23 protein-coding genes are annotated in these 23,417 nt (G+C 71.6%); 6 read left to right on the forward strand and 17 right to left on the reverse strand.

What is annotated here, in order from left to right; translation table 11 throughout:
• Nucleotides 1–128: 128 nt before the first annotated feature.
• A complete protein-coding gene (locus ABZT02_RS20930; RefSeq protein ID WP_356019460.1) occupies nt 129–1,412 on the reverse strand; it encodes an adenylosuccinate synthase in 1,284 nt (427 codons plus the stop codon).
• Nucleotides 1,413–1,600: 188 nt separating this feature from the next.
• Between ABZT02_RS20930 and ABZT02_RS20935 the strand changes: the two genes are divergently transcribed.
• Complete coding sequence (locus ABZT02_RS20935; RefSeq protein ID WP_356019461.1) at nt 1,601–2,449, forward strand: diacylglycerol kinase; 849 nt, start codon at nt 1,601–1,603, stop codon at nt 2,447–2,449.
• A gap of 5 nt (nt 2,450–2,454) precedes the next feature.
• Here the strand turns inward: ABZT02_RS20935 and ABZT02_RS20940 are convergent, their stop codons facing one another.
• The 3 genes from ABZT02_RS20940 to ABZT02_RS20950 are packed head-to-tail and all read right to left on the reverse strand — an operon-like array spanning nt 2,455 to nt 5,248.
• Complete coding sequence (locus ABZT02_RS20940) at nt 2,455–3,066, reverse strand: Uma2 family endonuclease (RefSeq protein ID WP_356019462.1); 612 nt, start codon at nt 3,064–3,066, stop codon at nt 2,455–2,457.
• 35 nt (nt 3,067–3,101) lie between these two features.
• The gene (gene eutC, locus ABZT02_RS20945) at nt 3,102–3,860 is read right to left on the reverse strand and encodes an ethanolamine ammonia-lyase subunit EutC (RefSeq protein ID WP_356019463.1); all 759 of its coding nucleotides are present in this window, start codon (nt 3,858–3,860) and stop codon (nt 3,102–3,104) included.
• Nucleotides 3,857–5,248: an ethanolamine ammonia-lyase subunit EutB gene (locus ABZT02_RS20950; RefSeq protein WP_356019464.1), complete on the reverse strand. Its 1,392-nt coding sequence runs from the start codon at nt 5,246–5,248 to the stop codon at nt 3,857–3,859. The genes eutC and ABZT02_RS20950 overlap by 4 nt, the downstream gene beginning before the upstream one ends.
• Before the next feature lie 148 nt (nt 5,249–5,396).
• On the opposite strand from ABZT02_RS20950, the gene ABZT02_RS20955 reads away from it, so the two are divergent.
• Nucleotides 5,397–6,905, forward strand: a complete 1,509-nt coding sequence (locus ABZT02_RS20955; protein ID WP_356019465.1) for an APC family permease — start codon at nt 5,397–5,399, stop codon at nt 6,903–6,905.
• On the opposite strand, the gene ABZT02_RS20960 is transcribed toward ABZT02_RS20955, so the two are convergent.
• Entirely contained in the window at nt 6,902–7,390 is a 489-nt protein-coding gene (locus ABZT02_RS20960) for a MarR family transcriptional regulator (RefSeq protein ID WP_356019466.1), read from the reverse strand. The two genes, ABZT02_RS20955 and ABZT02_RS20960, sit on opposite strands and share 4 nt — an antisense overlap.
• A gap of 74 nt (nt 7,391–7,464) precedes the next feature.
• On the opposite strand from ABZT02_RS20960, the gene ABZT02_RS20965 reads away from it, so the two are divergent.
• Genes ABZT02_RS20965 through ABZT02_RS20975 form a run of 3 tightly spaced genes read left to right on the forward strand, consistent with a single transcriptional unit; the run spans nt 7,465 to nt 10,238 of the window.
• A complete protein-coding gene (locus ABZT02_RS20965; RefSeq protein WP_356019467.1) occupies nt 7,465–8,352 on the forward strand; it encodes an ABC transporter ATP-binding protein in 888 nt (295 codons plus the stop codon).
• A complete protein-coding gene (locus ABZT02_RS20970; RefSeq protein WP_356019468.1) occupies nt 8,349–9,947 on the forward strand; it encodes an ABC transporter permease in 1,599 nt (532 codons plus the stop codon). Before ABZT02_RS20965 ends, ABZT02_RS20970 begins: the two co-directional genes overlap by 4 nt.
• Before the next feature lie 33 nt (nt 9,948–9,980).
• Nucleotides 9,981–10,238: a hypothetical protein gene (locus ABZT02_RS20975; RefSeq protein ID WP_356019469.1), complete on the forward strand. Its 258-nt coding sequence runs from the start codon at nt 9,981–9,983 to the stop codon at nt 10,236–10,238.
• A gap of 28 nt (nt 10,239–10,266) precedes the next feature.
• Here ABZT02_RS20975 and ABZT02_RS20980 read toward each other — a convergent pair whose 3' ends face one another.
• The 9 genes from ABZT02_RS20980 to ABZT02_RS21020 all read right to left on the reverse strand — a co-directional run bounded on the left by ABZT02_RS20980 (nt 10,267) and on the right by ABZT02_RS21020 (nt 19,948).
• Nucleotides 10,267–10,719 (reverse strand): DUF5707 domain-containing protein, encoded by a 453-nt coding sequence (locus ABZT02_RS20980; RefSeq protein ID WP_356019470.1) that lies wholly within the window; start codon nt 10,717–10,719, stop codon nt 10,267–10,269.
• Between the two features lie 161 nt (nt 10,720–10,880).
• Nucleotides 10,881–12,095 (reverse strand): cytochrome P450, encoded by a 1,215-nt coding sequence (locus ABZT02_RS20985; protein ID WP_356019471.1) that lies wholly within the window; start codon nt 12,093–12,095, stop codon nt 10,881–10,883.
• A gap of 110 nt (nt 12,096–12,205) precedes the next feature.
• Nucleotides 12,206–12,871: a response regulator transcription factor gene (locus ABZT02_RS20990; protein WP_356019472.1), complete on the reverse strand. Its 666-nt coding sequence runs from the start codon at nt 12,869–12,871 to the stop codon at nt 12,206–12,208.
• Nucleotides 12,868–14,220: a histidine kinase gene (locus ABZT02_RS20995; protein WP_356019654.1), complete on the reverse strand. Its 1,353-nt coding sequence runs from the start codon at nt 14,218–14,220 to the stop codon at nt 12,868–12,870. The genes ABZT02_RS20990 and ABZT02_RS20995 overlap by 4 nt, the downstream gene beginning before the upstream one ends.
• 180 nt (nt 14,221–14,400) lie before the next feature.
• A complete protein-coding gene (locus ABZT02_RS21000; RefSeq protein WP_356019473.1) occupies nt 14,401–15,075 on the reverse strand; it encodes a response regulator transcription factor in 675 nt (224 codons plus the stop codon).
• Nucleotides 15,072–16,430, reverse strand: coding sequence for a histidine kinase (locus ABZT02_RS21005; protein ID WP_356019474.1), 1,359 nt, complete (start codon nt 16,428–16,430; stop codon nt 15,072–15,074). The genes ABZT02_RS21000 and ABZT02_RS21005 overlap by 4 nt, the downstream gene beginning before the upstream one ends.
• 10 nt (nt 16,431–16,440) lie before the next feature.
• On the reverse strand, nt 16,441–17,682 hold the full coding sequence (locus ABZT02_RS21010; RefSeq protein WP_356019475.1) for an acyltransferase: 1,242 nt from the start codon (nt 17,680–17,682) through the stop codon (nt 16,441–16,443).
• Nucleotides 17,675–18,580 carry an alpha/beta hydrolase gene (locus ABZT02_RS21015; protein ID WP_356019476.1) on the reverse strand — a complete coding sequence of 302 codons (906 nt, stop codon included), beginning with the start codon at nt 18,578–18,580 and terminating at the stop codon, nt 17,675–17,677. The genes ABZT02_RS21010 and ABZT02_RS21015 overlap by 8 nt, the downstream gene beginning before the upstream one ends.
• A gap of 393 nt (nt 18,581–18,973) precedes the next feature.
• The gene (locus ABZT02_RS21020) at nt 18,974–19,948 is read right to left on the reverse strand and encodes an alpha/beta hydrolase (RefSeq protein ID WP_356019477.1); all 975 of its coding nucleotides are present in this window, start codon (nt 19,946–19,948) and stop codon (nt 18,974–18,976) included.
• Between the two features lie 207 nt (nt 19,949–20,155).
• Here ABZT02_RS21020 and ABZT02_RS21025 point away from each other — a divergent pair, with 207 nt between their 5' ends.
• Complete coding sequence (locus tag ABZT02_RS21025) at nt 20,156–20,764, forward strand: TetR/AcrR family transcriptional regulator (protein ID WP_356019655.1); 609 nt, start codon at nt 20,156–20,158, stop codon at nt 20,762–20,764.
• Between the two features lie 16 nt (nt 20,765–20,780).
• On the opposite strand, the gene kynU is transcribed toward ABZT02_RS21025, so the two are convergent.
• The 3 genes from kynU to ABZT02_RS21040 all read right to left on the reverse strand — a co-directional run bounded on the left by kynU (nt 20,781) and on the right by ABZT02_RS21040 (nt 23,414).
• Entirely contained in the window at nt 20,781–22,001 is a 1,221-nt protein-coding gene (gene kynU / locus ABZT02_RS21030; RefSeq protein WP_356019478.1) for a kynureninase, read from the reverse strand.
• Nucleotides 21,994–22,851, reverse strand: coding sequence for a tryptophan 2,3-dioxygenase family protein (locus tag ABZT02_RS21035; protein ID WP_356019479.1), 858 nt, complete (start codon nt 22,849–22,851; stop codon nt 21,994–21,996). Before ABZT02_RS21035 ends, kynU begins: the two co-directional genes overlap by 8 nt.
• Before the next feature lie 149 nt (nt 22,852–23,000).
• A complete protein-coding gene (locus tag ABZT02_RS21040; protein ID WP_356019480.1) occupies nt 23,001–23,414 on the reverse strand; it encodes a DUF3151 domain-containing protein in 414 nt (137 codons plus the stop codon).
• Between the last annotated feature and the right edge of the window lie 3 nt (nt 23,415–23,417).

Genomic DNA, 23,417 nt, shown 5'->3' on the forward strand with positions numbered 1-23,417 from the left:
GAGGGAGGAGAGACGGAACTACCCGCGTAGATAGTCGCGTCCCGCCGGTTGCGCGCGGAACCAGGAGCAAGCCATGGGCCGGTCAAGGAAGTCCTTGACCGGCCCAACAGCAGACATACAAAAGGGATTTACAGGAACGAGTTGATCTGGATCGTCTCGTCCCGGCCCGGGCCCACGCCGATCGCGGAGATCCGGGCGCCGGACATCTCCTCCAGCGCCTTCACGTAGTCCTGGGCGTTCTTCGGGAGGTCCGCGAAGGTCTTGGCCTTCGTGATGTCCTCGCTCCAGCCGGGCAGGTACTCGTAGACCGGCTTCGCGTGGTGGAAGTCGCTCTGGGAGTACGGGAGTTCCTCGACACGCTCGCCGTCGATCTCGTACGCGACACAGACCGGGATCTGCTCCCAGCCGGTGAGCACGTCGAGCTTGGTGAGGAAGAAGTCGGTGAGGCCGTTGACGCGGGTCGCGTACCGGGCGATCACCGCGTCGAACCAGCCGCAGCGACGGTCACGGCCGGTGGTGACACCCCGTTCACCGCCGATGCGGCGCAGCGCCTCGCCGTCCTCGTCGAGCAGCTCGGTCGGGAACGGGCCCGAGCCGACCCGGGTCGTGTACGCCTTGAGGATGCCGATGACCCGGCTGATCTTCGTCGGGCCGACGCCGGCACCCGTGCACGCCCCGCCCGCGGTGGGGTTGCTGGACGTGACGAAGGGATACGTGCCGTGGTCGATGTCCAGGAGCGTGCCCTGGCCGCCCTCGAACAGGACGACCTTGTCCTGCTCCAGCGCCTGGTTGAGCACCAGGACCGTGTCGGCGACGTAGGGCTTCAGCCGGTCCGCGTAGCTCAGCAGCTCCTCGACGACCTGCTCCACCTCGATGGCCCGACGGTTGAAGACCTTGGTGAGGAGCTGGTTCTTGCCGTCGAGGGCCGCCTCGACCTTCTGGGTCAGGATCGACTCGTCGTACAGGTCCTGGATCCGGATGCCCACGCGGTTGATCTTGTCCGCGTAGGTCGGTCCGATGCCGCGCCCCGTGGTGCCGATCTTGCGCTTTCCGAGGAAGCGTTCCGTCACCTTGTCCACGGTGACGTTGTAGGGCGTGATGATGTGGGCGTTGCCGCTGATCAGGAGCTTGGAGGTGTCGACGCCGCGGTCGTTCAGTCCGTTCAGCTCGGAGAACAGGACCGACGGATCGACGACGACACCGTTGCCGATGACCGGGGTGCACCCCGGAGACAGGATTCCGGAAGGGAGGAGGTGGAGGGCGTACTTCTGATCGCCCACGACTACCGTGTGGCCGGCGTTGTTGCCGCCCTGGTAGCGCACCACATAGTCCACCGAGCCACCGAGCAGGTCGGTTGCCTTTCCCTTGCCTTCGTCACCCCACTGAGCACCGAGCAGCACAAGTGCGGGCACGCGCGTACACCCCTTCCGGGCGGGGCATGTCCAAGGTCGGGGGCGTACGCGTACGGTTTCTCCGTCGCGTGCACCACGGCCGTCGTCGGCCGCTGCCCGTCGGACCCGGGTGCCCCGGAATAGACGAAGCCCCTGGCGCAATAGCGCAAGGGGCTCTTGCACCAAGATGCTACCCGAGGAAGCGAGGCATGGCCGAGGTGGCGACTTCCGCGACTTCTGATCACCTGCTGGTGGTGATCGACCCGGTCGCCCGGCAGACGGACGGCGAGTCCGTACGGATAGTGAAAGACGTGCTCAGCGCGGGTGCCTCGACGAAGGTGTGTCTGCCGGAGAGCCCCGAGGAGTTCGCCCGGGCGCTGGCCCGGCGCGGCTCTCGGCGTCCGGTGGTGGTCGGTGACGACCGTGCGCTGATGCGGGCGGTGGTGCAGCTGCACCGGCGGCGGGAGCTGGCCGAATGTGTGCTGTCGGTGGTGCCGGTGGGCCCGGTCCTGGGCATCGCCCACTCCCTCGGGGTGCCGACGGGGGCGGTGGCCGCCGCACGGGCGGTCCTGGACGGGGCCGAGCGGCGCCTGGACATGCTGGTCGACGACAGCGACGGGGTGGTCCTCGGGGCGCTGCGGATTCCCGCGCCGGCCGCGCGTGCGGAACCCGTGGAGGCCGCGCGGCCCTGGCTGCGGACCTGCCAGTACCTCGTACGGACCCTGGTGCCGGCCCGCCCCGCCCGGGAGGCCGCGCCTGCCGTTGCCGGGCCCTCGCGGCTGCGGGTGGAGGTCGACGGGGTGACGCTGGTGGACCTGGACCAGCCCCTGGAGGCGGTCTCGGTGACCCCGGGCTCCGGCGGCGGCCTGGCCTCGGTGGAGGTGCGCCGGCTGTCGGTGGGGGCGGAGGCGTCCCCGCTGCTGGCCACCGGCAGGACGGTGACCGTCACCGGGGCGGATTTCCGGTACCGGGCGGACGCGGGGGTGGGAGGGCCGGTGCGGCGGCGGACGTGGACGGTGCGGGAGGGTGCGTTGGGCTTGGTGTTGCCGGGGCGGTGAGGGCGTCAGCCCGCGTCTTCCTCTTCCGGAGCCTGGAAGCCGGTGGTGTCGACCTTGCAGTCGAACGGCTCCGGGATGTACAGCTTCTCGCCGAACGGCTGAGTCAGGCGCCCCCGGTATCCCCGCTCGGACGGCGCCCACAGGACGGTGACCTGATTTTCCTGCATATCGAGGATGAGATAGATGGGGACGCCCGCCTTGCCGTAGACCTCTACCTTTTCCGTCAGGTCGGTGTCACGGGTGGACGTCGAGGTCAGCTCGGCGACGAACGAAAGGCCCTCTCCGTCCAGACGGCTGCTGGTACTTTCGCGGGTCTGCTCGTGAGCCGCATGGACGTCCGGGCCGTAGGCCCGCTTGACCCCTGGGAACACGTACAGCGCCGGCAGTCCGCTGATCCGATGCCCTTCGGGCAGGTGAGGGCGTAGTCGATCACAGATCAGCTCCATGACGCGCAGGTAATACGCCTTCTGCCACGGCGACACGACGATGTTCCCCCTGATGATCTCGGCCTTGTAGCCGTCGGGCACCTTCAGCTCTTCAAGGACGTTCAGCATGTCCTCGAATCCGCTGCGGGGCGTGGTGCCGCTGATCACCGGTCGCTCTGCCATGAGTGTCATGATGCGCCCTCCCTCTGATGCGGACCAGCCACCACTCAGCGTAGTGAATCCGTTACGCCCGCGTGATCGCTTTCATCCTTGAGCCCCACCCCCGTCGCCCCCGACCCCCGCGCCCTCCCCATCAGCCCCGCCAGCTTCCCCGCCGCTCCCTCGTACGACAGCCCCAGCGGCGGCCTGATGTTGGACAGGCAGTTGCGGTCGGCGTCGGTCGTCACCCCCGGCTGCGGCGCGTACGTCAGATACGCGCCCAGCGAGTCCGCCGCCGACATCCCTGGCCGTTCGCCGATCAGCACCACCACCATCGCCACCCCCATCGCCGCCGCCACCTCGTCACCGAGGGCCACGCGGGCCTGTTCGGCGAGGACGACGGGGGCGATCCGCCAGTCGCCGAGCCGTGCCGTCGTCGCCCGCACCACCGCTGCCGCGTGCTCGTGCACCGCCCGGCTGGACAGCCCGTCGGCGACGACGAACACCACGTCCCAGTCCCCCGTCGGCAGATGGGCCCGGTCCATGGGGTCGAGGCGACGGCCCAGGTCGGGGCGCTGGAGGTAGGTGAGCCGGTCGGGGGCGGCGCTGCGGACCCGTACCGTCGGCGTTCCGGTCAGCCCCGCCGCGATCACGTCCGGTGCGAACGGCGAGTGCACCGCGTCCCGTGCGGCCGCGTGGGCGGCCTGGAGTTCGAGGCGGTGCCGGGTGGGGAGGGCGGAGCCGGCCCGGCCGAGGCCGATGCGGGCCTGGGTGCGCTGCCGCAGCTCCGACCACAGCTCACCTGTCTGTACGGACACTTCACTCATGCCGCCAGCTCCCTACCGATGGCCGTCAGCGGGTGGGCGGCTTCGGTGACCTCGCGGATACCGCCCTTCTCGTCCAGCAGTCCGATCGAGTCCAGCCATGCCTCGAACTCCGGTGCCGGGCGCAGGCCCAGGACCTCCCGCAGGTACAACGCGTCGTGGTACGAGGCGGACTGGTAGTTGAGCATGATGTCGTCGCCGCCCGGGGTGCAGATCACGAAGGACGCGCCGGCCACGCCGAGCATGGTCAGCATGGTGGCGATGTCGTCGTCGTCGGCGTCCGCGTGGTTGGTGTAGCAGATGTCCAACCCCATGGGCAGGCCGAGGAGTTTGCCGCAGAAGTGGTCCTCCAGGGCGGCCCGCAGGATCTGCCGGCCGTCGTACAGGTACTCCGGGCCGATGAAGCCGACGACCGTGTTCACCAGCAGCGGGTCGTAGCGCCGGGCCACCGCGTACGCCCGTGCCTCCACCGTCTGCTGGTCGACCCCGTGGTGCGCGCCCGCCGACAGGGCGCTGCCCTGCCCGGTCTCGAAGTACATGACGTTTTGACCGACGGTCCCCCGCTCCAGCTTCAGCGCCGCCTCGTACGCCTCGTCCAGCAGGCCGAGCGTCACCCCGAAGGAGGCGTTGGCCGCCTGCGTGCCCGCGATCGACTGGAAGACCAGATCGACCGGTGCCCCCTTCGCCATCAGGTCCACGCTCGTCGTGACATGGCACAGCACGCAGGACTGGGTGGGGATCGCGTACCGCCGGATCACCCCGTCGAGCAGTTCCAGCAGGTCGCGTACGGCCCTGGGGCTGTCGGTCGCCGGGTTGATGCCGATCACCGCGTCGCCGGAGCCCAGCAGCAGTCCGTCGAGCAGGGCCGCGGCCACGCCCGCGGGGTCGTCGGTGGGGTGGTTGGGCTGGAGCCGGGTCGCCAGCCGCCCGGGCAGCCCGATCGTCGAGCGGAACGCGGTGACCACGCGCACCTTGCGGGCCACGGCGACCAGATCCGCGTTGCCCATCAGCTTGGAGACCGCGGCGACCATCTCGGGCGTGAGCCCGGGCGACACGGCGGCCAGGGTCTCCGGGGAAGCCGCCTGCGACAGCAGCCACTCCCGGAACCCGCCGACCGTCATCGAGGCCACCGGCGCGAACGCCGCCGCGTCGTGCGTGTCGAGGATCAGCCGGGTCACGTCGTCGCTCTCGTACGGGATCAGCGGTTCGGTGAGGAAGTCCGCGAGCGGCACCTCCGCCAGCGCCCAGCGTGCGGCGACCCGCTCCTGTTCGGAGGCGGCCGCGAGTCCCGCCAGCCGGTCTCCGGAGCGCTCGGGGCTCGCGGCGGCGAGCAGTCGGGCGAGGGTGTCGAAGCGGTGGCGGTGACCGCCGAGAACGGACGTGTAGCTCATGCCGGTGACGCTACGAGCCGCATATTGCCGCCAGATTTCTAAAGGTCTGGTTGACAAACATTTAACGCCCCGAGACCCTTGCTCGACTCATTCGGGCTACAGAGTTCCGGTTCGGCACACAGTGGACGGGCAAGAGAGGGGCCACCCGATGGCAGTGGACGAGGGAATCGCCCCGGCGGCGAGCACGGACGGCGACGGCACGGTCCACCGGCTGAAACCCAACGCCATCGGCTTGCTCGGCGTGGTTTTCATGGCCGTGGCGACTGCCGCCCCGATCACCGCGATGACGGGCAACGTGCCCTTCATGGTGTCGGCGGGCAACGGCATCGGCGCCCCCGCGAGCTACCTCGTCGCAATGGTCGTCCTGGCAATCTTTTCCGTCGGCTTCACCTCGATGGCGAAGCACATCACCTCGACCGGCGCCTTCTACGGCTTCATCTCCTACGGCCTCGGCCGCACCGCCGGTCTCGCCTCGGGACTGCTCGCCACCTTCGCGTACGCCGTCTTCGAACCGGCGCTCATCGGCATCTTCTCGTCGTTCGCGACGGGGACGCTGAAGGACCAGACCGGGGTGCACATCCCCTGGTGGGCGTTCGCGGCCCTGATGCTCGCGGTCAACGCGATGGGCACCTGGTTCGGCGTCTCGGTCGCCGAGAAGCTGCTCGTCGTCCTGCTCGCCACCGAGGTGACGGTCCTCGCCGCGATGGCCGTCTCGGTCGCCTTCCACGGCGGCGGCCCGGACGGCTTCAGCCTGGACCCGGTCAACCCGGTCAACGCCTTCAAGGGCACGTCCGCGGGCCTCGGCCTCTTCTTCGCCTTCTGGTCGTGGGTCGGCTTCGAGTCGACGGCGATGTACGGAGAGGAGTCCCGCAACCCGAAGAAGATCATCCCCAAGGCGACGATGATCTCCGTCCTCGGCGTCGGTGTCTTCTACGTCCTCGTCTCCTGGATGGCCATCTCGGGCACCGGCGAGTCCAAGGCCGTCGAGGTCGCCACCACCAACCCCCTGCAGCTCTTCTTCGGCCCCACCGAGCAGTACGTCGGCCACTGGGCGGTCGACGTCATGCAGTGGCTGATGATCACCGGCTCACTGGCCTGCGGCATGGCCTTCCACAACTGCGCCGCCCGCTACATGTACGCGCTGGGCCGCGAGGGCGTCCTGCCCTCGCTGAAGAACACGGTCGGCCGCACCCACCCCCGGCACGGCTCACCGCACGTCGCGGGCCTGGTGCAGACGGTCGTGACGGCCGTACTCCTGGTGGCGTTCTGGGCGGCCGGCAAGGACCCGTACGACGGCACGTACGTCCTGCTCGCCATCCTCGGCACCATGGCGATCCTGGTCGTGCAGGCCGTGTGCTCCTTCGCGGTGCTGGCGTACTTCCGCACGCACCACCCGGAGAGCCGCCACTGGTTCCGGACCCTCACAGCCCCGCTGGTCGGCGGTGTCGCGATGCTCGCCGTGGTCGTCCTGCTGGTCTCCAACATGAGCGCGGCGGCCGGAAAGGAGTCCGGTTCGCTGGTGCTCAGGGCCACGCCGTGGCTGGTGGCGGCCGTCGCGGCGCTGGGCGTCGGGTACGCGCAGTACCTGAAGCGGCGCTCGCCGGAGCGGTATCTGCTGCTGGGGCGGACGGTGCTGGAGGAGACGAAGGAGCGTTAGGGGCCGAAGAGTTCGGCGCGGTGGGCCCTCCAGCGCTCCATCATCTGTGCCACGTCCTTCTCGACGAACTCGAAGAACGCGAGGGTCTCGGCCAGCCTGTGTCCCGCCGGTGTCTCGGCGCCCAGGCTGGTCACGCCCTCGCGCAGCGCGTCCTCCCACCGCTTGATGATCGCCTCACGGTTGGTGAGCGCCTGGTACCACTGGTCGGAGTGGACCCGGTAGCGCTCCCGCCGCGATCCGGGTTCCCGCTCGCGCGACAGCATGTGCACCTGTGCCAGGTAGCGCACCGCCCCGGACACGGCCGCGGGACTGATCCGCAGCCGCTCGCTCAGCTCGGCGGAGGTCAGGGCGCCGCTGTCGGACGCCAGCAGCGCCGAGAAGACCCGGGCCGGCATCCGCGCCAGCCCCGCCTCGACGAGCTGCGCCGCGAACCGCTCCACGAACCGTGAGACCGCCTCCGGATCCCGCTCCACCGCATCCGTCATGGTCACCACCTTAAAGGAGCTTCATAGACTTCCTTAATTTCACAAATTTCTGAAAGAAGCGTACGTTCTGAAGCATGACGAAGGCCATCACCGTCTCCGGCCTGCACAAGTCGTTCGGGCGCACCCACGCCCTCGACGGCCTCGACCTGGAGGTCGAGACCGGCGAGGTGCACGGCTTCCTCGGCCCCAACGGCGCCGGAAAGTCCACCGCCGTCCGCGTCCTGCTCGGCCTGCTGCGCGCCGACTCCGGCGCCGCGCAGGTGCTGGGCCGCGACCCATGGGCCGACGCGGTCGAGGTGCACCGCCGGATCGCCTACGTGCCCGGGGACGTGACACTGTGGCGCAACCTCTCCGGCGGCGAGGTCATCGACCTCTACGGCCGTCTGCGCGGCGGCCTCTCCGCCACGCGGCGTGCCGAGCTGATCGAGCGCTTCGAACTGGACCCCACCAAAAAGGGCCGCACCTACTCGAAGGGCAACCGCCAGAAGGTCGCCCTGGTCGCCGCGTTCGCCTCGGACGTGGACCTGCTGATCCTGGACGAGCCGACCTCAGGCCTGGACCCGCTGATGGAGGAGGTCTTCCAGCACTGCGTGGAGGAGGAGCGGGAGCGCGGCCGTACGGTCCTGCTGTCCTCGCACATCCTCAGCGAGGTCGAGCGACTCTGCGACCGGGTCAGCATCATCCGGCGCGGCCGCACGGTGGAGTCGGGTTCGCTGGCCCAGCTGCGCCACCTCACCCGGACCAGCGTCACAGCCGAACTCGCGGGCCCGCCCAACGGGTTGGCGCACCTGCCCGGCGTCCACGACCTCGACGTCCGGGGCCGCCGGGTCCGGTTGCAGGTGGACACGGATGAACTCGACGCGGTGCTGCGGCAGTTGAGCGCGTCCGGAGTGCGCTCGCTGACGTCGACCCCGCCGACACTGGAGGAACTGTTCCTGCGGCACTACCAGGAGGAGTCGTGACGTCCCTGGCAGGCACCGGCGTACTGCTCCGCTTCAACCTGCGCCGCGACCGGCTGATGATCCCGGTGTGGGTGGCGGTGAACGCCCTGATGGTCCTCTCCATGCCGAACACCCTGAAGGGCCTGTACGGCACCGAGGCCGAGCGCGCCGACCTGCTGCGCCAGGTGGCCACCAACTCCTCCTTCCGCGCCCTGATCGGGCCCGTCTTCGACGACTCCCTCGGCGCCCTCACCGCCTGGCGCGTCGGCGTCTACGCGGGGGCGCTCGCCGCCGTCACCGGTCTCCTGGTCGTCGTACGCCACACCCGGGACGAGGAGGAGAGCGGCCGGCAGGAGCTGATCGCCTCGGGCGTGGTGGGCAGACGGGCGTCCCTGACCGCGGCGCTGCTGGCGGCGGCCGTGGCGAGCGGGGCGCTGGCCCTGCTGGTGACGGCGGGTCTGGCCGCCCGGGGAATCGCGGGCGCCCTCGCCTTCGGCCTGGGTCTTGCCGCCGTGGGCATGCTCTTCGCCACGACGGCCGCGATCACCGCGCAGTTGACGGAGAGCGCGCGGTCGGCGCGGGGCCTGACGGCAGGAGCACTGGGTGCCGCCTTCGTCCTGCGGGCGGCGGGCGACGCGGCGTCGACCGGGGGCACCTCCCCGGCTGTCGGCTCCGGGGGAGGGTCCTCGGCGCTGACCTGGCTGTCGCCGCTCGGCTGGCTGTCGCAGCTGCGCCCCTTCGCCGGCGAACGCTGGTGGGTGCTGCTGCTGTTCGCGGCAGCGGTGGCGGGCCAGGGCACGCTGGCCTACGTACTGGCGGGCCGCAGGGACGTCGGCATGAGCTTCGTACCGACCCGCCCGGGACCTGCTGTCGGCCGCCTGGGCACGGCGGGCGCGCTCGCCTGGCGGCTCCAGCGGGGCAGTGTGCTCGGCTGGTCGATCGGCTTCTTCCTCGCCGGGGTGGTCTACGGCGGTCTGACCGACGGCGTGGCCGACCTGGTCGGCGACAACGAGAAGGCCCGCGAGATCTTCGAGCGGATGGGCGGGCACTCCGGGATCACGGACGCCTTCCTGGCCTCGATGACCGGGATGCTGGGTCTGGTGGCCGCGCTGTACGTCGTCGCGTCGGTGCTGCGGCTGCACGGCGAGGAGACGTCGACGCGGGCGGAACCGGTGCTGGCGAACGCGGTGGGCCGACTGCGGTGGGCCTCGGGCCACCTGGTCATCGCCTTCGGCGGTTCGGCACTCGTCCTGCTGCTGGCGGGCCTCGGCCTCGCCGTCGGCTACGGCAAGGAGACCGGCCCGATCCTGGGCGCGTGCCTGGTGCAGGTGCCCGCGGTGTGGGTGATCGGCGGCCTCACGTTCCTGCTGTACGGGAGGGCCCCGCGCCTCGCTCCCCTGGCCTGGGGTATCACCGGGGCGGTGCTGCTGATCGGCTGGGTCGGCCCGGCCCTCGACGTCCCGCGGGCCGTCCTGGACCTCTCCCCCTTCGGCCACCTGCCGAAGCTGCCGGGAGGAAAGATGGAGTGGGGACCGGTACTGGTCCTGCTCGGGCTCTCGGGGGTACTGGTGGCCGGGGGTCTCATGGGGCTGCGGCGACGAGACCTGGCGACCTGAACCGTGAGCCCGGGCACAGGCGTCCCTTCCGGCATGAAGCGGAGAGCGGACCTGGTGACCTGCATGGGCTGTGCGCTGTCGGCGGCGGGGGCGACAGCGGCCCCCCTGCTGTGGCTGTCCGCGCCCCGCACCCGGCGCCACCTGGGCAGTGGTTTCGAGAACGAGGGCATGGACCCCACGGTGCTGCTCACCGAGCTGCCGTTCGTGGTGCTGGGCGGAGCCTTCGTGCCGCTCCTGGTCCTCACCGTGCTGGTGCGGCTGGTGGGCCGGCGACGGCCCACCGCGGAGTGACCCGAGCCGAGAGCGCGGTGCGTCCGGATCAGGCCACCGTGAAGTCGGCCGCCTTGGTGTCCAGGGTCGTGTCACCGTCCTTGGCGGTGACCAGGACGGCCACGTGCCACAGACCCCGCGGGGAGCCCTCGGCATCGGCACGGGTGACGGGCACCTTGTAGGTGCACCGCTCGCTGTCCCCGCCCGAGGGCTTGCAGACGGCCGACTCGACGGCGCCCATGTCCTTGACCGTCAGCCCCTTCTTCGCGAAGGACGAGCTCGCCGGCCAGGCCAGCACCTTCACGCTCTTGACCTCGGAGGACGCCGTGACATCGGTGGTGAAGGTCAACGAGCCGTCGTGGCCGGCGGCGGGAGCGGTGTAACGGGCCGAGCTGTGCGCCAGCGCGGGCGACTGGTCCCCGGCATAGGCGAGGGCGAAGGCACCGGCACCTCCGAGGACGACGACACCGGCAGCAACGGAAACGGCGATACGACGCGACATGAGAAATTCCCCCACAGGTTCAGTTGGATCCCCTCGGCGCTCTCGTCGGCGCCGTGGTTCCATACTGGTCGCGCGGCGAGCCGCGAGTATGAGCACGCGTACTCAACTGCGGCCTGAGTAACACCCGTTGCGTCCGTGCACCCACCTCCCGCCGGTTGCGGTCACTGCCCCTGGGCGATGTGGACGCGCAGTCCCTCCAGCCCCCGGATCACGAAGTTCGGCTTGCGCTCCGGCTCCGCCGCCAGGGTCAGCGTCGGAGCCTTCTCCAGCAGGGCCGTCATGGAGGCGGCCAGCTCGATACGGGCCAGGGGGGCGCCGATGCAGTAGTGGATGCCGGCGCTGAAGGAGATGTGCGGATTGTCGGTGCGGGTGAGGTCGAGGCGCTCGGGGTCGCGGAACACCTCGGGGTCGTGGTTGGCGGAGCCGAAGAGCAGGGCGATCTCGGCGCCCCTCGGAATGGTCGTCCCGTCGATCTCGATGTCGTCCAGGACCCAGCGTTCGAAGAGCTGGAGGGGGGTGTCGTAGCGCATGAGCTCTTCGACGGCCCGGGGGACGAGGGAGTGGTCCGCGCGCAGGGCGGCCAGCTGGCCGGGGTTGCGGAACAGCGCCCACCAGCCGTTGACCGTGGCGTTCACAGTGGCCTCGTGGCCCGCGTTGAGCAGCAGGACGCAGGTGGAGATCATCTCCTGCTCGGTGAGCCGGTCGCCCTCGTCGTGGGCGGCGATGAGACCGGAGACGAGGTCGTCCCCGGGCTCCTTGCGGCGCTCGGCGATCAGGTCGCGGAGGTAGTCGGAGAACTCGATCGACGCCCGTACCGCCCGCGCCGCCACCTCCTGCGGCGGGTTCAGCTCGTACATCCCGCAGATGTCCGCCGACCAGGGCCGAAGCGGCGCCCGGTCCGACTCCGGGATCCCCAGCATCTCGGCGATCACCGCCACGGGGAGGGGCTCGGCGACATCGGTCAGCAGATCACCGCCGCCCTCCGCGACCAGCCGGTCCACCAGCTCACCGGCCAGGTCCGTCACATACGGCCTCAGCTGCTCGACCGTGCGCGGCGTGAACGCCTTCGACACCAGACGCCGGATCCGGGTGTGGTCCGGCGGCTCCAGGTCGAGCATCCCGTGATCGTTGAGCGTGTGGAACGGCTCGTGCTCCGCCGGCGGTGCCGTACGCCCGAAGTCGTCGTGCGTGAACCGGTGCTGATAGGTCCGCCCGAGCCTGCGGTCCCTGAGCAGCGCGGAGACGTCCGCGTGGTGCGGGACGAGCCACTGGTTCGTGGGCTCGTAGTACTGCACACGGCCTGCGGCGCGGAGCTCGGCGTAGGCGGGGTACGGGTCGGCGAGAAACGCCGCGTCCCAGGGATCGAAGGCTGCCATGCGGGGACGCTAGCCCGAAAGGCGGGCTTGTGACCAGGGGTGTTCTCTCAGGGCCCGAAGCGCGGGTTGACCCTCGACCTTGTGCAGGGCCCAGACCAAGGGCCGCACCCCTACCCGGGCGTCACCAGCCGCGCCTCGTACGCGAACACCGCCGCCTGGGTGCGGTCCCTGAGGCCCAGCTTCACCAGGATGCGGCTGACGTGGGTCTTGATCGTCGAGTCGGCCACCACCAACCGCTCGGCGATCTCCGCGTTCGACAGGCCCTGGGCGATGAGGACCAGTACTTCCGTCTCGCGGTCGGTGAGGTCGCCGTAGGCCGTGTGGGCCGAGGCCATCAGGCGGGGGGACTCGGAGAGTTTGGCGAACTCCGTGATCAGACGCCGGGTGACCGAGGGTGCCAGGAGCGCCTCGCCTGAGGCCACCACCCGCACTCCGTCGGCGAGTTGACGGGCCGAGGCGTCCTTGAGGAGGAAGCCCGAGGCTCCCGCGCGCAGGGCCTGGTACACGTACTCGTCGAGGTCGAAGGTCGTCAGGACCAGGACCTTCGCCGTGCCGTCGGCCGCGACGATCTCCCTGGTCGCCTCGATGCCGTTCAGCTCCGGCATCCGGATGTCCATCAGGACCACGTCGGGGGCGAGTTCACGGACCCGGTCCACCGCCTCGCGGCCGTTCACGGCCTCACCGACCACCTCGATGCCCGGCATCGCGTTCAGCAGCACCGAGAAGCCCTCGCGGACCATCATCTGGTCGTCCGCGACCAGGACCCGGATCGTCATGCCGCACCCTCGTCCCCGAGCGGCACCGGCAGGAACACCGTCACCTCGTACCCTCCCTCGTCCGTGGGGCCCGCCGTCATCTCGCCGTTCAGCATGGAGACCCGCTCCCGCATGCCGGTGATGCCGTGGCCCGCTCCGGGCGAGGGCTTCACCAGCGACGGCCAGGGCAGCGGGCCGTTGACTATGCGCAGGCCCAGGCCGCCGAGGACATACGACACCTCGACCCGGGCGCTCGCGCCGGGTGCGTGACGCAGGGTGTTGCTGAGCGCCTCCTGCACGATGCGATACGCCGACAGCTCGACCCCCTGCGGCAGTTCACGCACCGCTCCGGTCAGCGCCTTGTCGACGCTCAATCCGGTGTCCCGCACATTGGCGAGCAGCGCGTCCAGGTCGGCGAGGGTGGGCTGCGGGGCGTCCGGCGCCTCGTAGTCCTCGGCGCGGACCACGCCCAGGACGCGGCGCAGCTCGGTCAGGGCCGCCACCGCGTTCTCCCGGATGGTGGCGAACGCCTTCTCCAGCTCCGGGGGCGGATTCTCCACCCGGTAGGGCGCGGCCTCCGCCTGGATGGCGACGACCGACATGTGGTGGGCGACCACGTCGTGCAGCTCGCGGGCGATGGTCGTGCGTTCCTCCAGGAGCGTGCGGCGGGAGCGCTCGTGGGCGGTCACCGTCTGCTGGGCGGTCACCGTCTGCACGGCGTCCCGGCGTATGTGCCAGACGCTCACGACGAGCAGGATCAGGGCGGAGATGAACAGCATCTCCGCGGTGTTGGAGCGGTAGTAGTGATCGGCGCCGAGGGCGCCCTGCCATATCAGACCGTAGGCCCCGGTCAGCAGCCACATCCAGGCCGCCGTACGCGGCCTGGTGCGCATGGCCACCACGGTGAGCACGACGAGGTGGCAGGCGAAGCTGCCCGGCAGCCATGGCCAGTCCTGCTGCCAGGAGTTGACGAAAGCCACCGGATAGGTGAACGCGGTCGCGGCCAACGACAGCCAGAAGGCCATGACCGGCCGCACCATGGTCAGCAGGATCGGGGCCAGGGCGGCCACACCGACGAAGAGGTTGGTGACCGCGCCGCGGCCGCTGTTGTCCGCGCCGATGAGCATCGCGAGCAGTCCGGCTGCGGTGATCAACGTGTGGGGTGTCCAGACCGCGTACTCCCGCAGCCGGCCGGACAGCAGGCGGGAGAGCCCCTTGTCGACGCGCATGGGAGGCAGCAGCCGGTAGGCGAATGCGTCACTGAGCAGGTCGTGCCGCAGGCCGCGCAGGGCGTCCATAGCAGCCCTGAACTCCGGGCTGCGGGGCTTGTCCGCGTCGTACTCGCCGCTGCCGTACTGCGGAAGTGTCATGTGTGTCTCGGTCGTGTCGGTCACATCCGAAACGGTAGGTGGGGGCGGGCGTCACCGTCGTCACCAGTGAGACGGGTCCTTCGTCATCCCTCTCAGGTACTACGGGTCCGGGGAGGGCGGTCGGTGTGCCGAGGGCCGTACCGGGGGTGGTCGGTACCGCGCAGTCCGCAGCGGTGGTGGTCAGTACCCCGCGGGCCGCACCAGCCCCGACTCGTACGCGAACACCGCCGCCTGCGTGCGGTCCCTGAGGCCCAGCTTCACCAGGATGCGGCCCACATGGGTCTTCACGGTCTGCTCGGCCACCACGAGCCGCTCGGCGATCTCCGCGTTCGACAGGCCCTGCGCGATCAGCGCGAGGACCTCCGTCTCCCGCTCGGTCAGCTCGCCGACCCGGCGCTTGAGCGGGCCACGGGGCCGGTCCCCGAGGCGGGAGAACTCGGCGATCAGCCGCCGGGTGATGCCGGGCGCGAGCAGCGCGTCCCCGGCCGCCACCACCCGCACGGCCTCGGCGAGCTGCTCCGCGGAGGCGTCCTTGAGCAGGAACCCGGACGCGCCGGCCCGCAGCGCCTCGTAGACGTACTCGTCCAGGTCGAAGGTGGTCAGCACCAGGACCCTGATCTCCGGGCGCTCGCCCGTGATGCGGCGGGTGGCCTCGATGCCGCCCAGCTCGGGCATGCGGATGTCCATCAGGACGACGTCCGGGACGAGTTCGGCGACCTTGGCGACGGCGTCCAGGCCGTCGACCGCCTGCCCGATCACGTCGATGCCGGGCTGGGCGTTCAGCAGCACGCTGAAGCCCTGCCGGACCATCTGCTGGTCGTCGGCGATGAGTACGCGGATGGGGCTGCTCGTCATGCGGTGCCGTCCTTGGATTCGCTGACCTGGTCGGGGCCGCCCGGGGGCGCCGTCGGAAGATACGCGGCCACCTCGTAACCGCCGTCGGGCCGGGGGCCGGCGCGCAGTGTTCCGCCGAGCATCGCGGCCCGCTCCCGCATGCCGAGCAGTCCGTGGCCCGCGCCGGGTGAGGCTGCCGCCCTGTGGGTGGGAGGGGAGTTGGCGATCCGCACGTCCACCCCGTGCAGGTAGTGGACCAGCCTGACGGAGGCGGTCGAGCCGGGCGCGTGGCGCAGGACGTTGCTCAGCGCCTCCTGCACGATCCGGTACGCCGACAGCTCCACGCCGGACGGCAGGGGCCGCCGGGCGCCCTGTACGTCGACCTGGACGCTCAGTCCGGCCGCCCGGGTGTTCTCCACCAGCGCGTCGAGCCGGTCGAGGGTGGGCTGCGGGGTGTGCGGGGCGGTGCCGGTGCCGGGCCGCTCGACGGGGTCCGGGGCGTCCGGGTCCGCGGCCCGCAGCACGCCCAGGACCCGGCGCAGCTCGGTCAGTGCCTCCAGCGCGTTCTGCCGGATGCCGTCGAGGTTCTCCCGGAGCTCTTGGGACGGGTTCTCGACGAGGTGCGGGGCGACCTGTGCCTGGATCGAGATGACGGACATGTGGTGGGCGACGACGTCGTGCAGTTCGCGGGCGATACGGCTGCGCTCCTCCAGCAGGGTGCGGCGGTTGCGCTCCTCCTCGGTGAGCGTGGTCTGCCGGCCGAGCTCGGCGCGGGCCTCGCGGCGGCCGCGCAGGGCTGTGCCGAGCAGCACGACGACCGCGGAGAGAGCGACCGCGACCACCCCGGTGGACTGGTAGTTCGACGCGCCCCACACACCCTGGAGGGCATAGGTGACCAGCGCCGTGATCGCCAGCACCTCGGCGGACACCCGGGTGGGCACCCGCAGACCGACCAGCAGCAGCACGAAGAGGTGCGCGATGATCCCGGACGCGGTCCAGGGCCAGGTGAAGCTGGTCCCGTCAGCCAGGTTCACCTTGCCGTGCAGCGCGACGGCCGCGACCACCGTGGCCCCGATCGACAGCCACCAGGCCGGAAGGGGCCGCCACAGCGCGAGCGCGGTGGCACCGCCCTGGGTGACAGCGATCGCAAAGGCCGGGCCGAAACCCAGGTCTCCGCCGTCCATGAGTTCCGCCGTGCCGGCCAGCGCGATGACCAGGGCCGCGAGGCACACCACCCCGTGCGCCAGCCAGCGCAGCCAGACGGACGGGGGCAGCGGATCGGCCCGGAGGGTGCACAGGTCGTCGCGCAGCACCCGCAGCCAGCGCAGCACACGGCCCACGACCACCTGCTGGACCCCCGCCCCCGTCTCCCTCACACCGACCACCCTAGGCACGACGGGCCTCCTTCGCTGCCGCCCGCTCGGTACGGCGGTGGACACGGATCACCCGTGACGGACGGCCCCCGACCCGGCGCGGCCCCTGCTCGAAGGACCGGAAGGCCGACCAGCACACCGCCAGGACGAGGACGAACACCGGGAGCCAGACCAGCCGGGCCGCCACCCAGCCCAGTCCGTCGGGAACGGTGTGCAGGCCCGGCAGCCGGCCCACGGCGAGACCGGTGGCCGTGGTGGCCATCAGTGCCGTCTGGTGCCACAGGAAGATCGTCATCGCGGAGAGGTTGACCAGCGCCACCGCCGCCCAGACCAAGGGGCGTCGCATACCGCGGCGCAACCGGTCGCGCAGCAGCAGGGCCAGGCCGCACTGGGCCAGGCCGAAGGTGACGGCGGCCAGTGTCGGCGGGTTCAGGTTGGAGACCGACGCGCCCGGCACCCCGACCATCGACGCCGGATACCCCGCCCACCCGACGAGCACCGCGGTCACCACCGCACCGCCCCCGAGCAGGACCCATCCCACGCGCCGCCCCTCCAGTTCGCCCCGTGTCCAGGCCGCACCCAGGGTGTAGGGGACCAGCCAGCCGGCCGCCAGGTTCACCCAGCCGAGCCAGTCCGGCCCGCCCAGCCCGAAGCGGACGAGGTCCACGTGCAGGACGACGGCCAGCGGCCACAGCGGGTGCAGCCGCCGCAGCAGCGGGGTCGCGGCCGTCAGGGCGCTGAAGACCAGCAGGAACCACATCGGGGACAGGGCGAGTCTGACCAGGGTGCGGACCGTCTCGAACGGGGCGCCCGTCAGCAGCAGGGCCGTCGCCGCCACCGTCCACAGGGCCAGGACGGCGGCCACCGGCTTGAACAGCCGGGACAGACGGCTCGTCAGCCACTGCCGGTACGTCGTCCCGCGCTCGCGTGCCGAGGCGTAACCGCGGGTCGCCACATGGCCGCCGACCAGGAAGAACACGGCCAGTGTCTGGAAGGCCCAGGAGATCGGGGCCAGCCACGGCATGTGCTGTAGCGGGCTCGCGGTGTGCAGGCCGCCGCCGTCGGCGACCAGGGCGGTCACCAGCCAGTGGCCGAGGACGACGCCGAGGATCGCGAAGGCGCGCAGGGCGTCGACGGCCCGGTCCCGCCCGAGAGGCGTCGCCGCGTGGATCCGGTCGGCGCCCCGGCGTATGCCGTCCGCGCCCCGGCGTATGCCGGTGCGTGCGCCGCCCCGGGTGTGGTGGGTGTCAGGCACGGGTCACCTCCGCGGTGTCTCCGAGGACGATCCGGGCGAGGTTGGTCAGGGAGACCGAGCCCGGGCTGAAGTAGTCGCTGTGGCCGCCCTTTCCGGCGGCGAAGAGGTGGGCGCCGAACGCCGGGGAGACCGGGTCGGTGCCGAAGCCGACGGTGACACCGAAGAGGCCCGTCCTGACGTGGGGGACCTCGGCGATCCAGTCGTCCTTGCCCCTGGCCGCCCAGATCCGGGCGGGGGTGTGCAGGGCCATGGCGGTGTCCGCGCCGGTGCCGGGGCTGCCGACGAGGGCCAGGTCGTCGACGTCCAGGTGGGCGGCGGCCCTGGCGCAGACCACCGTGCCGTAGGAATGGCAGACGAGGGAGATGGTGGCGGCGGGGCCGACGACGCCGTGGAGTTGCCGTATGAACGCGCGCAGGTGGGGGGCCGCTTCGTCGGCCCTGTTCGTGGTCAGGACCGCGGTGCTGAGGGTGGCCGGGGTGCGGTAGCCGAGCCAGGCGACCACGGCGGTCCGGGTGCCGTGCGGGGCGGTGGTGGTGAGCTGCCGGCGCAATGCCGTCGCCGTCGCCCGGAAGCGGCCGTAGGTGTCCAGGGAGGTGTCGGAGCCGGGGACCAGGACGGCCACGTGGTCGGCGCGGGCGAGGTCGCCGAAGACCTCCGTCGCTCTTCCGGGGCCCCGGCCGTCGAAGGTGAGCAGGTGGCGGGTGGGAGCGGCCAACTCCCGGTCCGCCGCGGCGCGGTGGGTGTCGCCGTGGGCCGCGGCCGCGCGGGCTGCCTCGGCGGCGTTGGCGCTGTTGGCGGCGTAGATCCCGTCGAGGGTGGCGGCGGTGGGCTTCGGGAGCGTGGCGGGTGGCGGGGACGGGATCTCCGGGCGGGCGGCCGCGGAGAGAGGGACCACCACCGCAGCGGTGATGAGGGTGGCGAGGAGGGCCCGGCGCCACGGGCGGGTTTGCCGGTGTGCGGGCTTCCCGCGGTCGTCTCCTCTGTGCTGCCGCGCGTCACCGCGGCCCTGGCGCCCACCCCTCCAGCTGCTCCCCACAGTCCTCGTCCCTCCCCGTCCGGACGAGCCCGGCCATCGGGCTTGTCTGCAGGGGAAGTTACGGAGCCGCGGCTGTCGTCCGCGTCACGCCAGGGAGCTCTTTGGCGTCGTAGCTCTCAGGTATTACGGGTATCACCGGGGGGAACGAGGACGCCGGAAGGGCCCGATACGGACGCCGGGAGGGCCCGGTACAGACGCCGGAACCGCACGATCCCCTCCTACGTCACCACGCCAACCGCGCGATCCCCTCCGACGTCACCACGCCAGCTGCGCGATCTCCTCCGCCACCACCGCGCACGCGTCCGCCGCCGGGTCGATCAGGGGGAAGTGGCCGACGTCCTCCAGCAGTGTCAGGCCCACCACCTCGCCCGCCTTGGCCGCCGCGTCCGCGTACGCCTCGGCGACCGCCTGCGGGACGACCGTGTCCGTGCGGCCCTGGACCAGGGTGGTCGCGATGCCGGTGGGAAGCAGGAGGGCGGGGTCGGCGTACGGCATGCGGGCGGTGAACTCCTCCCCGCTGCCCAGAAGTTGACGGCACGCCCCGCCGCACACGTCCAGCTTGTCGGCGACCGTGAAGTCGGCGATCGGGGCGAGGGCGACGACCCCGCGCAGGGGTGCCGGCCGGTCGATGCGCCACGCGGCGTCGGCCGGCAGGAGGTGCCGGGCCGCGGCCCACAGCGCGAGGTGGCCGCCCGCGGAGTGACCGGTGACCACCATGCGGCGCGGGTCGCCTTGCGGGAGGAACTCCCTCACGAGCCCGGGAAGCGCGTCCATCGCGGCGGCCACGTCGTCGAAGGTCTCGGGCCAGCGCCCGGCCACCGGCACGACGTCAACCGCGCCGCCGCCGGCCGCGCCGCCACCACCCGCGCCCACGCCATCCGCACCGCCCCCGGCCGCCGCGCCCTGCGCAGGCACCGACACCCCACCGCGCCGGTACTCCACGTTGGCCACCGCGAACCCGCGCCGGGCCAGGAAGTCGGCGAACGGTGTCACATGGCGCCGGTCGTACGGCGCCCGCCACGCCCCGCCGTGCAGGACGACGACCAGCGGCGCGAGACCTCCCCCGGGGGACACCGCCACGCGCGGGGTGTAGAAGTCGATCACCTGGTCGGGGTCGTCGCCGTATGCCGCGGTGGCGTCGGGGTCGACCGCCGGGTGCGAGAAGGCCGACTCCTCCTCGGCCGCGGCACGGGCTTCTGCGGCGGCACGGCCTACGGCGTCGTCCGGCATGCTCCAACCTCTCAGCTACGAAACGAATCTGACGGACCGTGAAAGCATCCTGGAAGAGAATTCGGCCGTTGGCCGGGACGGTATCAGGCCCATGACGTGCGCGGACACGCGGATGTCACGCTCGGTGAGGGTTAAACGGTCCTGCTGTTTCGTTACGCTGGCGAGGTGTCCGCCGCCGCGGATCCCGAGCGCACCGAGGAGTCCGACATGTCCGCCGAACCCGGCACCGTCCGTCCCGGAGGGCGTACCGCCCGTGTCCGTACGGCCGTGCTGCGGGCGGCCGGAGACGTGCTCGCCGAGCAGGGTTTCGACCGCCTCGATCTCGCGGAGGTGGCCCGGCTCGCGGAGGTCGGCAAGACGACCGTGTACCGGCGCTGGGGGACGGTCACCGCGCTGGTCGCCGACCTGCTCGCCGACATGGCCGAGCAGTCGCTGCCCCGCACCCGTACCGGCTCGGTCCACGACGACCTGCGGGCGAACGCCTCGCTGGTCCAGCGCACGCTCGCCGACCCCCGGCAGGGCGCGCTGTTCCGCGCGGTCATCGCCGCGGCGGCCTGCGACCCGCGGACGGCCGAGGCGCTGCGGCACTTCTACGACGTACGGGTCGCCGAGTGGGCCCCCTGCGTGACGGAGGGCGTCGCGCGCGGGGAGCTCCCCGCCGGCACGGACCCGGCGACCGTCGTACGGGCGGTGTCGGCTCCCCTCTACTACGGCCTCCTCACCACCGGCACGGCCCCCGACCCGGCCGCCGCCGAACGCGCGGCGGCCGCGGCGGTGGCGGCGGCGCAGGCCGGCGTGTACCTCACCCCGGCCTGACCCCACCACGAACCACTCAGCCGGAGAACCCGCTCCCCGGACCGCCCCCGAGCGTCTCCGCCAGCACCCGTGCCGCCCGCTCCACGTCCGCGAACCCGACGTACAACGGCGTGAACCCGAACCGCAGCACGTCCGGGTGCCGGAAGTCGCCCACCACGCCCCGCTCGACGAGCCGCTTCATCACCTCGCCCGCGTCCTCGCAGCGCAGCGCGACCTGGCTGCCCCGCTCGCCGTGCGCCAGGGGCGTCACGCACTCGACGCGTCCCTCATCGACGTACGACGAGACGCACTCCAGGAAGAAGTCCGTCAGGGCGAGGGACTTGGCGCGCACCGCCTCGACCGACACCCCGTCCCAGACCTCCAGGGCCGCCTCCAGGGCGAGCATGGAGAGGATGTCGGGCGTGCCGACGCGGCCCCGCAGCGCGCCCGGCGCCGGTTCGTACGACGGCCGCATCCCGAAGGGCTCCACATGGGAGTTCCAGCCGGGCAGCGGGGAGTCGAAGCGGTCCTGGAGCTCGCGGCGCACATAGAGGTACGCCGGTGCACCGGGGCCGCCGTTCAGGTACTTGTAGGTGCAGCCGACCGCGAGGTCGACGCCGTGCGCGTCGAGACCGACCGGCAGGGCGCCCGCGCTGTGGCACAGGTCCCAGACGGAGATCGCGCCCGCCGCGTGCACGGCAGCCGTGAGTGCGGGCAGGTCGTGCAGGCGCCCGGTGCGGTAGTCGACGTGGTTGAGCAGGACGGCCGCCGTACGGCCGCTCAGCACGTCCGGCACCTCCGCCGGGGTCACCGCCCGCAGGGTGCAGCCCGTCATCCGGGCCGCGGACTCGGCGATGTACCCGTCCGTGGGGAAGGTGGTCGCGTCGACGACCACCTCGTCACGACCGGCGGCCGGACCGCCCGTGAGCCGCACCGCACCCACAAGTGCCTTGAAGACGTTGACACTTGTCGAGTCGCCGACCACGATCTGCCCGGCCGCCGCCCCGACCAGCGGTGCGATCAGGTCGCCGATCCGCTCGGGCGCCGTCCACCAGCCGCTCTCGTCCCAGGACCGGATCCTGAGCGACCCCCACTGGCGGCGTACGACGTCCTCGACACGCCCCGGGACGTCGGCCGGGAGCGCGCCCAGCGAGTTCCCGTCGAGATACACCACGTCATCGAGCACGAACCGGGAGCGCACGCCCGCCAGTTCATCACCGGCGTCCAACTCCTGTGCCTTGAAAGCGAGTTCAGACATGGGAGCGCGCCGTCCACAGCTCCGGGAACACGTTCTTCTGCGCGCGCTTCTCCAGCCAGGCCACCCCGGCGGAACCGCCCGTGCCTGCCTTGGAACCCATCGCGCGGCGGGTGGCGACGAGATGGTCGTTGCGCCAGCGCCACACCAGCTCGGCGACATCGGTCAACGCCTCACCCAGGCGGGCGAGTTCGTCGTTCTCGGGGCCGGAGTAGAGGGCCGTCCAGGCGGCCTCGATCTCCTCCGACGGCTCGTACCGGCGTGACACGTCCCGGTCCAGGACAGCGGACGGGATCGCGTGCCCGCGCCGCGCCAGCAGCCTCAGCACCTCGTCGTACAGGCTCGGCTCGTGCAGCGCCTTCTCCAGCTCGGCGTGGACGCGGGGCGCGCCCCGGTGCGGGACGAGCATGGACGCGGACTTGTCGCCGAGCAGGAACTCCATCCGGCGGTACATCGCCGACTGGAAGCCGGAGCCCTCGCCGAGCGCGGAGCGGTAGGAGTTGAACTGCGCCGGGGTCAGCTGGCCGAGCGGCTTCCAGGAGGCGGTCAGCGCCTCCAGCTCGCGTACGGAACGCTTCAGCGCGGCGACCGCCGTGGGCACGTCGTCGGCGCGCAGCGCGGCCGCCGCGGTCTCCCACTCGTGCACGATGACGGTGAACCACAGCTCCATGACCTGGGTCGTGACCAGGAAGACCATCTCTCCGGGATCGTCGGAGAGGGTCTGCTGGAGGTGGGTGAGCACGTCCGCCTTGACGTAGTCCTCGTACGGCGTCGTGCCTTGGCTCCAGTCAATTTTCGGGGCGAGATGCGGGGTCTCCGGCTCCTGCGATTCCTGAGCCTCATGGGACGACATCGCTGTCTCCTGTTGTGTACTCCGGGTAGCGGTCCGCCCTGCCGTTACCGACACGGGGCCCCGGTCCCCGCCGGGCATCCTCTTCCATGCTGCCCGGACATGGCAAGGCCCGCCTGGTCACACAGGCGGGCCCGGAAAACGGTGACGGATCAGCCCAGCGTCTCGGCCGCCGTGAGCGAGGAGTCCTTCAGGAACTGCGAGCAGCGCTCGTACTCCGCCTGCTCGCCGATGGCACCGGCGGCACGGGCGAGGGCGTGCAGGGCGCGCAGGAAGCCGCGGTTCGGCTCGTGCTCCCACGGGACCGGCCCGTGGCCCTTCCAGCCGCTGCGGCGCAGCGAGTCCAGGCCACGGTGGTAGCCCGTACGGGCATAGGCGTACGACTCCACGACGCTGCCCCGCTCGAACGCCTCGTCGGCCAGCTGGGCCCAGGCCAGCGAGGAGGTCGGGTACTTCGCGGCGACGTCCGCCGGAGCGGTGCCGTTCGCCAGGAGCTCACGGGGCTCCGGGTCGTCGGGGAGGTGGGTCGGGGGCGGGCCCCCGAGGAGGTTCTCGTGAATCGACATGGG

The organism is Streptomyces sp. NPDC005402 (genome assembly GCF_040606575.1).
GTDB lineage: Bacteria > Actinomycetota > Actinomycetes > Streptomycetales > Streptomycetaceae > Streptomyces.

Excerpts from the sequence above, each read along its gene's own strand:
- ABZT02_RS20935 (WP_356019461.1), top strand. The coding sequence starts at position 1,601 with ATGGCCGAGGTGGCGACTTCCGCGACTTCTGATCACCTGCTGGTGGTG.
- ABZT02_RS20940 (WP_356019462.1), bottom strand. The coding sequence starts at position 3,066 with ATGACACTCATGGCAGAGCGACCGGTGATCAGCGGCACCACGCCCCGC.
- eutC (WP_356019463.1), bottom strand. The coding sequence starts at position 3,860 with ATGAGTGAAGTGTCCGTACAGACAGGTGAGCTGTGGTCGGAGCTGCGG.
- ABZT02_RS20950 (WP_356019464.1), bottom strand. The coding sequence starts at position 5,248 with ATGAGCTACACGTCCGTTCTCGGCGGTCACCGCCACCGCTTCGACACC.
- ABZT02_RS20955 (WP_356019465.1), top strand. The coding sequence starts at position 5,397 with ATGGCAGTGGACGAGGGAATCGCCCCGGCGGCGAGCACGGACGGCGAC.
- ABZT02_RS20960 (WP_356019466.1), bottom strand. The coding sequence starts at position 7,390 with ATGACGGATGCGGTGGAGCGGGATCCGGAGGCGGTCTCACGGTTCGTG.
- ABZT02_RS20965 (WP_356019467.1), top strand. The coding sequence starts at position 7,465 with ATGACGAAGGCCATCACCGTCTCCGGCCTGCACAAGTCGTTCGGGCGC.
- ABZT02_RS20975 (WP_356019469.1), top strand. The coding sequence starts at position 9,981 with ATGAAGCGGAGAGCGGACCTGGTGACCTGCATGGGCTGTGCGCTGTCG.
- ABZT02_RS20980 (WP_356019470.1), bottom strand. The coding sequence starts at position 10,719 with ATGTCGCGTCGTATCGCCGTTTCCGTTGCTGCCGGTGTCGTCGTCCTC.
- ABZT02_RS20985 (WP_356019471.1), bottom strand. The coding sequence starts at position 12,095 with ATGGCAGCCTTCGATCCCTGGGACGCGGCGTTTCTCGCCGACCCGTAC.
- ABZT02_RS20990 (WP_356019472.1), bottom strand. The coding sequence starts at position 12,871 with ATGACGATCCGGGTCCTGGTCGCGGACGACCAGATGATGGTCCGCGAG.
- ABZT02_RS20995 (WP_356019654.1), bottom strand. The coding sequence starts at position 14,220 with ATGACACTTCCGCAGTACGGCAGCGGCGAGTACGACGCGGACAAGCCC.
- ABZT02_RS21000 (WP_356019473.1), bottom strand. The coding sequence starts at position 15,075 with ATGACGAGCAGCCCCATCCGCGTACTCATCGCCGACGACCAGCAGATG.
- ABZT02_RS21020 (WP_356019477.1), bottom strand. The coding sequence starts at position 19,948 with ATGCCGGACGACGCCGTAGGCCGTGCCGCCGCAGAAGCCCGTGCCGCG.
- ABZT02_RS21025 (WP_356019655.1), top strand. The coding sequence starts at position 20,156 with ATGTCCGCCGAACCCGGCACCGTCCGTCCCGGAGGGCGTACCGCCCGT.
- kynU (WP_356019478.1), bottom strand. The coding sequence starts at position 22,001 with ATGTCTGAACTCGCTTTCAAGGCACAGGAGTTGGACGCCGGTGATGAA.
- ABZT02_RS21035 (WP_356019479.1), bottom strand. The coding sequence starts at position 22,851 with ATGTCGTCCCATGAGGCTCAGGAATCGCAGGAGCCGGAGACCCCGCAT.
- ABZT02_RS21040 (WP_356019480.1), bottom strand. The coding sequence starts at position 23,414 with ATGTCGATTCACGAGAACCTCCTCGGGGGCCCGCCCCCGACCCACCTC.